The following is an 11,793-nucleotide window of genomic DNA, read 5'->3' on the forward strand; positions in this document are numbered from 1 at the left end:
AAGGCCCCCTGGTCCTACATCTATATAAACGAGGACACCAGCGATTCTAGAAATGGCTGGGCCCCGGTCATACGACGTCAGTTATTACAACTGAGATAGGACGTTATTGATACGTTCAGTATATTCTTGCCAAGCTTGAAATGTTCTGCTGATTCGAGAGAGTAGGCTCACATTCCCGAATTATTTGGTGGAAGTTCCAGCCGAGGCTGAAGGTACAGTAAATGTATTCTTTACCGTAGTTCCATCCTTGTCTGTCTCGTAGTTAAACGAGGTACTGTCGCTGGACCAGCTGGCTGTCTTCAATGTACCTTCCAGATTGCGCTGTTCCACCAGATTAAGAACGTCTGGATCCGCAGCTGATTTGGAATACACACTTAATTGGTTGTCGATCAGCATGACCACATAAGATCCATCCGGTGAACTCCATTCCTTCGACGTCATGGTAGAGCTTATCCCCTGATTCGGTGCACCAAATTCTTTGCTGCCATTCGGCGCCGCAGTTCCTGAATCAGTACCGGAAGATTGATTATCTTCAGTCGGTTCCTTCATTTCTACCTCAGGCGCGATTCCCTGTGTGTTATATGATTCTGAATCTCTACCGTCACTTGTTTCTGTTGATTCTTTTTCATTCTCATCTGCAGGGGGTACCGCAGCCGTACTTGAATCCTGATCTTTGGGCTGTGTATCCTTTCCTTGATCCGGACTCTTCTGACTACTGGAAGCTTCAGGAGTGGTATTCCGTGCTTCAGTACTGTTATCCGTTTGAGACGTTGTACCTGGCTGGTTTGACGTTTGGTTATCCTTCCCCTCAGGCTCTGGAGACTGCTCTGGCCCGTTTTCTTCCGGGGCAGTTATTGGATCCGCCTTTTCTGTCATAGCTGACTTGTTCTCCGTATCATCCATTAACGGATCACTGTTACTTCGAGGTGAGAAGGATTCGTCGTTCTCAACGTCCCGACTTAGCGGATTTTGTTCAACTGCACCAGTTTCCTGGGTACTGCCCGAACTCAACATCATAGACTCGGCATTCTCCACCTTTTCAGGTTCATAGCCCCAAATCGCCACTCCCAGCACCACAGCCGCAGCTGCAGCACCCATGGACATCCGACCGACCATGGAGTTCAGCCACTTCTGCTTCGGTTTGCGCTCACTTGAACGTTGTAAATTCTCGAATACAGCAGGGACAGGAGTCATTTCCTGTACTGTACTGCTTTGTTCCCTCCGCGCTTCATCAATTGCATCCAATTGAGGCATAATGGCATCAACCAAACTGAATTTCGGGGTCACCTGCGGCAAATCTTCTAATTCTCTGGAAAGAGCTCTAAGTAAACTAAAATTCTCGGCGCACTCCGGGCATTGGGCCACGTGCTGTAGCATCTGCGCAGTTTCCGCGTCGCCCAGATCATGATCCAGATACCGGTGCATCCATTCCACCACCTCTTCGCATTTCATCCTGTCACACCACCTTTCTGATACTCCTGAAGTAGATTTTGCAATTGCTGTCTGGCTCTGAATAAATATGATTTGACTGTATTCAGCGGAAGATCAAGACAATCCGCAATTTCGTTATACGATAAATCCTGCAAATATCTGAGTACGATTACCGTTCGATGATGCTCTGGAAGCTTGTTGATCGCATCCTGAATATCTTTGGCAACATAAGTGGACATGACTTCAAACTCCACATCCTGATTATCCTGAAATACCATCTCATGCTCGTCAATGGAGACCGAGGGCTTGGTTCTTCTGAATTTATCAATACAGATATTCGTTACGATGCGCTGCACCCATGTTTTGAATTGGGCTTTTTCTTCATAGGAATTAATTTTCGTATAGATTCGGATCAATGCTTCCTGAGCAGCGTCCAAAGCATCCTGTTCATTATTTAAGATGTAATATGCGGTTCGATATACATGCTGTTCTATGTCCCGCAATAGGGTAATTAGAGCGTCGCGATCGCCCGATTGAGCGGCTCTGATGAGTTCCGGCTCTACCACAAAGGATCCCCCTCTCCCTGCAACCTTACAGACGTGTTCATCAATAAAATTGTTGCAAAGTTAAGTATTTTTTTAGACAGAAAAGGTAAAACAATGGAACATTCACACTTGTTATCGCTTACTAAGCTCAGCATAATTCTAGAATACGGTACGAGATGTGAATATTACCACAACAAAATAACGGCTTATGTATGAAGGGCCGCTGAAACTTATCTTAGAATAACAGAAATTGCATACTGAGTCACCACGCCGCTTCAACCAGCCATTCCATTACTTACACGACTCAATTCAATTGCAATGGCATACATTATAGATAAGCGCGTGAAAGTTTTCAAAAATAAAAAAGTCGAAATTTGTCCAAATTTAAGCTCTTTTTAATGCAATTTTCATGAAAATAGTGTATTGTAAATTTACATTCATAATACGAGGTGATGAGCATGACAGCTCTTGCGAAAATTCAATTATTAAAAGAACAAATGCCGAAGGAATATCAAAGCATTTCTCATTTTGTGGAACATGCATTGCAATCCATTGATACTTTGGTTGAGGAACACCGTAAATATACCGCTGCACAGGCGTTATACGGCGATAAAATCGTCGGATCGGAAGAACGTCTGTACAGAGAAACTGTACTTGATGTCAGAGAGCAGCTTCTCCTCACTCTGGAAAAAACAGTGGAAGACCTTTTGCACAAAGGTGACAAACATTGGAACAAACATTTTAAGGACGGCGTTGAATAATTCTTTTCATTAATAAATGGCCCGTTTCGGCTATACTCCAACTGGGAGGCTAGCCGAAACGGGCTTTTTGCATTAATAAATACTAATCAGTTTTCCATTGATAAAACTCAAGGCACGCAATAAATTCGGTCCAGCATAGACCCATACTTCTATTTTCCCCTTTGAACCCATTTCTTGGGTGATGCTCGTGGGCTCTCCCCAAGCTAATCCTGCTTGTGTCGTATTCATACCGAGAGCGACTTCACCAGCAATAATCTTCTTCCACGTCGACTGCGACCATTTGTATTTTTGGTAAGGGTCATACGGGAAGAATTGATCCGCATCCGACAGCATTTCCGTGACCTGGCTGGCAGCGCCCCCGGCATAAGCAATAACCGTTTTACCTTTCGCGTTACGAAATACTACAGAGTAGCTCTTATCACTGGAATCATACTTATCCATCTTGATATCCGTTATTGTTACTTTGCTGAAACGTTGCCCCAACTCGGTGGTATTATTAATCCAATACGATTTTCCGATCAATCGACCAAGACTTCCAAGTTCTTTTTTCTTGATAAGAGCGGGTGTATCCTTCGATTCAATAAAAATAGATGAATTACCGACCAGAACCTCGGCCTGTTTTAGCTCCCCATCCCATCGAGCTTGAATCCCTGCAGTCTGGCTCAAGAGGCTTGCTGGAAATACCGTCTGTCCCCCAATAGTTTGCACTTTCCCTTTTAACTTGAGATCTTTATTGTTAAATTGTGCAGTTGCACTTCCCTTTTGCAGAGTGATCTGGTCATCTCCAAATTGAATCACAAAAGACGAGCCTTTCACATCGACTTTGGCACCTAACGTCTTAAACACCGACTGAACTGGCAAATAAATGGAACCATTTAGTAGCGCAGCTCCTGTCAGCTTTTGCTGTACCCCAACATCCAACTGAACGCTTGAAGTCAGGTCTTCTATTGTGACTGTTACTTTGGTCGTTCCAATCCCTGTAACCTTAAGTTTGCCGTCACTCTGCATTTTAGCAACTTGAGGATGTTCCAATGTTATTTCCGCGGGCAGCGGCTGACGTTTGGTTTTAAAACCGTTGCTATATGTCTGCTGAACCGAAAGTTCAATTTCATCTCCAATACCAGCTTCCTTTGCTGATGCTGTTAATGTTACTTTATTTAATGAAGGGACTTGAAGGGGTACCATTTCCCCTTCATTGTAGACAACCCAAGAGCCATCCTGTAATCGTGCATATAATTCATCCAGCTCATACGAATATATAAGCTGGTCGACATTCATTAGCCCCGGCAATTGTTCAGACTTATATTTAGCCGTACGATCGTAGCTCCATACCGTGCCATCTTTCTTCACCGTAAGCAGTTTATGTGTACTCCCTTGCCAGGTTAGGAATTGAACATCACTTGCGACCTGTACCTGCTCCTCTTCATACATCATGTTAACAATAACCACGGATCCGTCGCTCTTCAGAACAGCAGCATATGCACTATTGGTGGCAACAGCTTTTCCATCTGCTACATTCCCTACTTTACGAACAATGTTACGATAGTCCGCATAATAGACGTCTCCCGACGAAGATAATGCCCCATATGAATAATTACGATCCACTGGATAAGGACCGACGTCGATAATGGATTCCAACCCTTTAATCTGCTTGCCATCGTCGTGGAGTGTTCCATCCCGTAGAAGTATCAAACCATTTCCATACACCTTTTCTACGCCATTGTATTGATTGATCTCAGGCTTCTGCGGGTTGTCCATATCCCAACGATAGACTTGCCCATCCGTAGTCCAGCCATATAGGGAATGAGAATCACCTTTGGAGATGCCAACCAGGTTTCGATTTTGCGTCCAGACTCCACTGGTCAAGCCCTTGGACCAAACTGTACCATTGTCGAGCAGATAGTGGTCACGATCCAGCACGGAAATGATCGAGCTGCTTGTAGTGGATGCAGCTGCAGCAGGAGACTGACCGGGCAGCAAGCTGGAAAAGATAACTCCAATACACAACATCAATGTTATTCGGAGCCACTTGGCTCTGATATGCTGGTTTACTCCGTCGTTCTTACGTGTTGTTTCTTCGTATCCTATTGCTTCGTATCCCATTGCTTCTTATCCCCTTCTTATTATGTATCTCGGTATCGCTGGTGCCCAATAAAACTGGGACTCATCATTATTCGGTAAAAATAACCATTATCCTGCACTGGGCAAAAATCATCATTCATCCATAATCAATTTTTGACGTACGTCAATCTTGCCGTCCTTTATTCTCATCTGGATTTCGCCCATCTGATCTGTTCGATAAATCTGCGAACCCACAGCTTCCAGGCGTTCGAGCACACCCGGGTTGGGATGTCCGTATGTATTGTTGGCTCCTGCGGAAATGACTGCTGATTGGGCATTCCAATACTGCAGCCATGCCTCGGTCGACGAAGTCTTGCTGCCGTGATGTGCCACCTTCAACACATCGACTGCCGCTTGAGTGGAGGAAGACAAAGAGAACGAATTCCCATCTTGTTTGAATGAAGCTGCAAGAGATCCGTCTTGTATCATATATAATAGATTCTGTTCTGCTGCCGCATCCATATCTCCTGTGAATAACAGGGAAGCCCCCGCCATATCCAGCAGAAACACAACCGAATCATGATTTTGGTGTTCAGACACAGGAAGCCTGCCTCCTTCATTCAGGGAATGATCCAGATCTGGTGATATAAAATGAAGCGTGGTGTCTGCATCAGGCGCATATGACATTCCTTGTTGAATGGCGTATAAAGGGATATGTCGTTCTACAGCTGTATCCAGCAGCTTTTCGAAATTGTCTTTGCCACTTGTTGTGCCGTTAAACATGAAGCGCTCAACCGGAATCTGCTCAAGCACGGCCTGCAAGCCGCCGGCGTGATCCTGATCGGCATGCGTCAGAATGACCGCATCGAGTCGGTGAATACCACGTTTTTTCAATAAAGGCACAACCACTTTAGCCCCCACTTCGTAGGGATCTCGCCGAATTCTCCAGGATTCCTGATTGCCAAAATGAACCGTACCACCGCCATCCACCAAAATATGTTTACCTCCAGGGGTAGTGATTAGTGTGCTATCCCCCTGGCCAATATCCAGAAACTGAACGACCCCAGTGCCGGGAGGCTGCGGAGTCCGGTAAGCCCAGCCCAACCCTGCAGCAAGAATCAGAATCAGCAAACCACACATCCATTTATGAAACAAAGTCATCCGTTCACTTCCATAGTAGCCTGCACCTCGTGCCGTAAACGCACTTGTATATTCCGGCCACGCAATGCTTGCACTGAGTGCAGTCATTGATCCAGAGTGATTGCTCCTAGCCTGATCATTCCTACCTTGGTTTTTCGTCGGTGTGATGATCCCACCAGGCTGAACTGTTTCAACCAAACGGCGTTCCCCAGAAGCATGAACCAATGGTACCGTGTCTGCTTCCACGTTCATCGCCTGCTGCATCTCTCCTTTTCCCCGATGAAGAAGGTACAAAAGTACATATAAAACCGCATAATATGCCGCTATCCATAATAGGGAAGGTGTAGCCCAGATGAGCACAAAACCCGGCAGGCTGTTCATCCATTCCACGCTCACAAATGTCAGTTTGTTGAGTAAGATTGTAAGCCAGGCAAGAGGTTTGGCCAGAGGCATCCATAGAAATGACAATAGAAGTGCAACCGTCCCAAGCGGCAGTACAACAGCGCTAATCAAAGATACAAGCAGAAAATTGGCGACGAAGGAAAGCAGCGAAAACTGGTTGAAATATAAAATAGTAACTGGAAAAGAAATAAGCTGTGCGGTTACCGTCACTGAAGCTGTTGCTGCAATGACTTTGGGCCATCTGTTAAATAAACGATTAATAAGAGGCATATAGATCATCAGCCCTGCAGTCACGAGAAAGGACAGCTGAAAGCTCACGTTGAGTAGAAAATAGGGATTCCACCACATCATCATCAAGGCAGCTGCACTGATCATCTGTAGTCCGTCCCTTGCCAGCCCTCGCCTGGCCATATACAAACCAATCATGGACATAATCCCTGCACGAATCACCGATGGTGAACCTCCAGATTGTAAGCCACCAGATTAAATGATAAAACCTATATCGAAAAATCGCGTCATATCAACATCGTCTCCACAGAAAATGATAAGTTATAACCACTCCTAATGATAAGCACCGCACAAATTTTCAGTCACTTTGATAAATAGCAACAATTTGCAGAATTAATGATAAAGAACGTATTTTGTCTCCAGAAAACGTGATAATGCCGTTATCATTACCGTGAGAATGATAATGGCGGTGCACATGCTAAGATCATAGTTGGCAGCAATGTTTATAATTTTTGCTTAAAACAAATCAAAAAGGAGAACCACGCAAAAGTTCTAATTGACCCACCTTTTCACATGAACTAAAAACGAGCCCCATAATAAATTCTAGGGCTCGTTATTAGTTCATGAAGAAGTTAATGACCTTCTATAATAACCTCTTTAACTACGCTGTGAAATCTTCATCCTTTTCCTCGGTTTCTTTTTTTTCTTCCTTTCGAATAACTTTCTTTTCGGAATCGTTTAGTGAAATACTGGTCTTCCCCCCGAAAGAATTAATTTTTTTGCTAGTTGACTTTACGATGTTCAATTCGTATTTTTTTTTTAAATTCTCAAAAACATATCCTTTATTTTTGTTTTCGTCTGAACTACATAAGTCATACAGTATTTTTATGAAATGTTTGTATGCATTATTCGAATACATTCGGTAGTAATCTTCTTGTTCAGAAAGAATTCTTTCTACAGCTTGATTAATATTATAATTCAAACCCGTTAGCATGTAATTGTATTCACTTCTAATATGTTCTTCAATTTCATTAAGATCCATTTATAGCCCCTCCTCACGATTTACCATAATAGATACTCAAAATGATTCCATTATACTTTTTTTCAAACAACTTAATAACTTCAACGCAACTTATACAGGGAAATCTCTCTGTAAAAATGTCTACTATTCCAGTAGGGTTAATAATATTAGCGGCTGTTAATTTATTGTCTAGGTATCTCAGCAACTTCGCTTCAGTGTCCACATCACGATTATGCCCTCCTTGCTCTGGTGACACTTCTTGATTTTCGTTATTTACATTCTTTGTAACTAAATAATTATTATCCTGCTTAGGAATAAAATTCGAATTAAAATTTATTAATCTACCTGCAAGGTTAACATCTTCCGGAGGAGTAAGGCTGTCGATTTTGCTATGAGCCCATTTTAATTCAGTTTCTGCACTATCTATTTTAAAATAACCAATTCCTAGGTTACCATTATGTAAATTTTTCATAACGTTTTTTACAATATGATCTTCCTGTTTCAAATTATCCACTTGATTTTTGATCGCTCTTGCTTGTTCTTTTAAATATCTACCTTGCCAATTTTCAGTATAATATTTTGGCTGCACCATATTACTCAAACTCCTTTTGAAATGTTATACAACAAAGAATTATTCTGAGCTAGAATAACACCCTCTACTCTACTAGAATATATCAAATTTCTATAAACAAAACAGCATTTATGTTATTACCTTACTATTCTTTAAGAAGAAAAAACACAAATCGTTTATTATATCAACGACAAATGGTAAATTTTCCAAAAAGTAATAAAAAGGATGAATCAAGTTGAAGTCTTGAGTCATCCTTTTTACATCTATGATTCTTATTACAATCAGAATTGATTGTATCCCTTGAAATTTTGTAAATATTATGTTCTATAATATATAAAATTCAGATGTTTCATGCCTTATAATCTAGTCATCTTTGTGCATTAAAGTGTATCCCCGATTCTTCTAATGCAACTATCGTCCGATTTAATACTATATCTGACTTGAAATTCAATGAATAATTATGATATGCGGTGGCATAAAAATTCTTTAAGATGAATTCAACAAAGTCCGTGGGTGACAACGGACCCCACACAGGAATCCGGCAATTTTTATACTGTCCAAAAGAAGCATGCGACTTAGCATGTATTTCGTCATGTACTTCTTCATCAAAATCAAATCTTATAGGAATCGGTACGATATTTTTAGCTAAACAATCTGCATACAAATCATACCTGCTATATATATCAGGATCATTTTGGAATTTTTCAAGATATGGACACGGAAAAAAAGCAAGGCGGTGCTTGACAATTCTATTATTCGAAACTGTATACATCATCTGTAATAATGCACCGTCTACTAATTTTATATTGTAGTTACGCTCGCGTTCAAGTTCATCATACAGTATACGATAATCGATATCTTTAAATACAATTGAAAGTTCTACATGCTTCCCCCAATCAATCAAAGTATTGCTGTTTAATTCGCGGTTAGAAGGAAATCGTTGATCAACACTTAATCCATGTGATATTAATTCAGTCGTTATCCTTTCAATATCCTTTAATAAAAGCGGAACTAAACTAGTCATTGAAAAACCCCTTCAGTTGTTCACGCAAATTCGGTGGAAGGTCCTCGAGATATATATTTTTTTGTGCTAGTGCTTGCACAACTTCTTTTAAATTTTCTATACTGTTTTCAATTAATTTGTTCTCATCTTTAGTTTTGTCTCGATGAATTATCGTCATTTTTTCGCGTTCTTCTTCTGTAGGATATGGAAATATTAATTTGAAATTGTCATCTTTTATTTGATTATACTCTGCACTCAAAGCTTCCATGGATTCACCAATTCCAGTAACTCGTACCCAACCTTTGCTCCTTGTAATGGCGGTAAAAAGAATGTTTCTCTTTTTCGAGAGCTGATTCCCACCAAAACAATTTTGCCCATTAATTACGTATACCATCCCTGCTTCATTTCCTTTGGCTCTATAGATGCCTGTAAATATGACACTATCATTTTCAATAAACAAGTCTGGATTGGCAGCTCCTGCTATATGAGAGTTTATGCCCTCCTCATATAGCTTAGCCCTTATATTGCTAACCTCAGTATTTGTTGTCAGTGGATCAGTATGAACAACCATAATATCTTGAGGTCTGAGTTCCTCCTCTTTAATATTTTTTATAATTTCTTCAACTATCCACTCATCCTGAGACGAGGATGTCTGGAAATATTCAAATTTGATTAATTCATTAATGGAAGAATGTTTTTCAAGAAACTCTGGACTTGATTCTGATGAACGCGACAGTTCAACAACACTTCCATCCTCTAATGTTCCTTCTGTCAATTCATAACCAACATCAAGCCAAAGTGACTTTTCTCCGAACATTTGAACAATACCTTCATTTCGCTTTATTCCAAATCCCAATGCATGAGCTGTTGCTAAAACTGGTCTGGAATTCCTATAGCAAACATTTAAAATTATATCTTGCTTTGGTTTGTTTCTTTCATTTCGTAGAACAACTCGTGGATTCCCATCCTTATCTTCTCCAAAAATCTCTTCAGTTGGAGGCATAGATTGACGACTCAAAGTCTGCAACTCATCATATGCAAAAATTATACGCTTTGGATCCTTAAGAATTTCGTAACATAACAGTAAAAAATGCTTGGAAAAATCTTGTGCCTCATCAATTAGAATTACATCATACGTAGGCTTGAATGATGAGATACCATCAATAGCCATTCTACATAAATCTCCAAAATTTGCGTTATGGAATTTCGCTTTACTAAGATCATAATATTCAATATTATGATTTTTACAGACTTCATAATATATACCACGATTAGAAGGGCTGCCCCAAGCCTGCATAATTTTGATTTTAGACCAATCAGGACTTTCTCTCGTATGTTCATACGTAAACCGAGTGATTAATTCTTCGAATTGTTGCTTTAATGATCTTGTATTGAAAGTTACAGCAATATTCCAGTCCGGATGTTTAGAATGTAAATATGCCACTTTTAGTGCCAATACGATGGTTTTACCCGAGCCCGCAAGCCCCCTTATTCTTTGAGGACCATCCACTGTTTCAATAACCGCTTGGCTTTGACGGTTATCAAGATTAGAAATAGATTCTTCAAGCGATTTAAGTATAGCCCCTTTTGAGTTTGGTTTTTTCACTTCACGCTTAGGAGTGTTTTTAATATTTGTTATAGCCTGAACTGATTGTAAAAGAGGAGCATAATAATTGCCCGCTCCCCACTCTTGAGATGCTAAAAACCGCTCTAGTTCTTCATCGTTGGTAATAATATCAAACTCTTTTTGACTTTCATCTAGAGCTCGCCAACCTGTAGCAAACGTTGCTACACCAACTAAAACCTGTAGTTCACGTTTGGAACTTAGTGACTTATATTCAGTTAATTTAGCTTTCATTCTGCGATAAAGATCATCCCTAATTTCGGATCTATCTTCAAATTCAATACCTTCCACCAGATCAAATAATATCAAACCATGTTGAGGTGAAATTAGCATTGCATCAACATCAATTGCCCCATCTGAACTCCCGATAATCGGATAACCCAAATATAATACCCCATCAATTTCAGGTCTTGAATCGAAATAACTAACTAATTGTTGTGTTGAGGCATATTTTTCATGACTTCCTCTGATAATGGATACCATTATAATGTTACTCCCATCTATATAATACTTATGAAATAATTCTAAGCTTTCGAAATAAAAAAAACAACACGGTGACTAACCTTAACATTTCATACTGGTAATGAAAAAAACGCACCTTGAAAGAATCAAGAGCTGTCATCATAATTAAAAATGATAACAGCTCTTTTAGTATAACCATATATAAGAAAATTCAATAAACACTTACTTTAAATAATTTCGTTTAGAATGGAGCTCCCTCATCATTTTTTTTAATGACAGTACACTCATAATTGTAAAAAATCATTACAAATATTATGTCTACGGCATTTCTTATTAATAATTCTCTGTCCCTTAAGCATTTATAGCTATATCAAGAGCTCTAACGGAAATCTCTGAAATGAATCTCAAACGTCATCAAAGCTCAACTTAAAAGACCCAATTTTGCGAACCTCGTTTAAGAGAAATCCCTTGTATAACCACCTAACTGCTGTGTTTCATCCGATGTCCCATTGAGCTGGACAACAATAATACATCACTTTACCCA

9 protein-coding genes and 1 pseudogene are annotated in these 11,793 nt (G+C 40.3%); 1 reads left to right on the top strand and 9 read right to left on the bottom strand.

Features of this window, described 5'->3' with window-relative positions; translation table 11 throughout:
* Positions 1-180: 180 nt before the first annotated feature.
* Both GUA98_RS17235 and GUA98_RS17240 read right to left on the bottom strand, forming a co-directional pair.
* The gene (locus GUA98_RS17235) at positions 181-1,452 is read right to left on the bottom strand and encodes an anti-sigma factor family protein (RefSeq protein WP_193723877.1); all 1,272 of its coding nucleotides are present in this window, start codon (positions 1,450-1,452) and stop codon (positions 181-183) included.
* Entirely contained in the window at positions 1,449-1,997 is a 549-nt protein-coding gene (locus tag GUA98_RS17240) for an RNA polymerase sigma factor (protein WP_095289827.1), read from the bottom strand. The genes GUA98_RS17235 and GUA98_RS17240 overlap by 4 nt, the downstream gene beginning before the upstream one ends.
* Before the next feature lie 437 nt (positions 1,998-2,434).
* Here GUA98_RS17240 and GUA98_RS17245 point away from each other — a divergent pair, with 437 nt between their 5' ends.
* Positions 2,435-2,737: a hypothetical protein gene (locus GUA98_RS17245; RefSeq protein ID WP_095289826.1), complete on the top strand. Its 303-nt coding sequence runs from the start codon at positions 2,435-2,437 to the stop codon at positions 2,735-2,737.
* A 72-nt stretch (positions 2,738-2,809) separates the two neighbouring features.
* On the opposite strand, the gene GUA98_RS17250 is transcribed toward GUA98_RS17245, so the two are convergent.
* The 7 genes and pseudogenes from GUA98_RS17250 to GUA98_RS17275 all read right to left on the bottom strand — a co-directional run bounded on the left by GUA98_RS17250 (position 2,810) and on the right by GUA98_RS17275 (position 11,270).
* Positions 2,810-4,840 carry a copper amine oxidase N-terminal domain-containing protein gene (locus GUA98_RS17250; RefSeq protein WP_193723878.1) on the bottom strand — a complete coding sequence of 677 codons (2,031 nt, stop codon included), beginning with the start codon at positions 4,838-4,840 and terminating at the stop codon, positions 2,810-2,812.
* A 111-nt stretch (positions 4,841-4,951) separates the two neighbouring features.
* The gene (locus GUA98_RS30005; protein WP_321573895.1) at positions 4,952-6,202 is read right to left on the bottom strand and encodes a ComEC/Rec2 family competence protein; all 1,251 of its coding nucleotides are present in this window, start codon (positions 6,200-6,202) and stop codon (positions 4,952-4,954) included.
* Between the two features lie 24 nt (positions 6,203-6,226).
* Positions 6,227-6,796 (bottom strand): annotated as a pseudogene (locus GUA98_RS30010) (ComEC/Rec2 family competence protein); the annotation flags it as partial.
* Between the two features lie 433 nt (positions 6,797-7,229).
* On the bottom strand, positions 7,230-7,610 hold the full coding sequence (locus GUA98_RS17260; RefSeq protein WP_193723879.1) for a hypothetical protein: 381 nt from the start codon (positions 7,608-7,610) through the stop codon (positions 7,230-7,232).
* A 13-nt stretch (positions 7,611-7,623) separates the two neighbouring features.
* Complete coding sequence (locus GUA98_RS17265; RefSeq protein WP_193723880.1) at positions 7,624-8,181, bottom strand: deaminase domain-containing protein; 558 nt, start codon at positions 8,179-8,181, stop codon at positions 7,624-7,626.
* 346 nt (positions 8,182-8,527) lie between these two features.
* Positions 8,528-9,184, bottom strand: a complete 657-nt coding sequence (locus tag GUA98_RS17270; protein WP_193723881.1) for a DUF2290 domain-containing protein — start codon at positions 9,182-9,184, stop codon at positions 8,528-8,530.
* Entirely contained in the window at positions 9,177-11,270 is a 2,094-nt protein-coding gene (locus GUA98_RS17275; RefSeq protein WP_193723882.1) for a DEAD/DEAH box helicase, read from the bottom strand. Before GUA98_RS17275 ends, GUA98_RS17270 begins: the two co-directional genes overlap by 8 nt.
* Positions 11,271-11,793: the final 523 nt, after the last annotated feature.

The organism is Paenibacillus sp. P13VS (genome assembly GCF_015143645.1).
GTDB lineage: Bacteria > Bacillota > Bacilli > Paenibacillales > Paenibacillaceae > Paenibacillus > Paenibacillus xylanilyticus_A.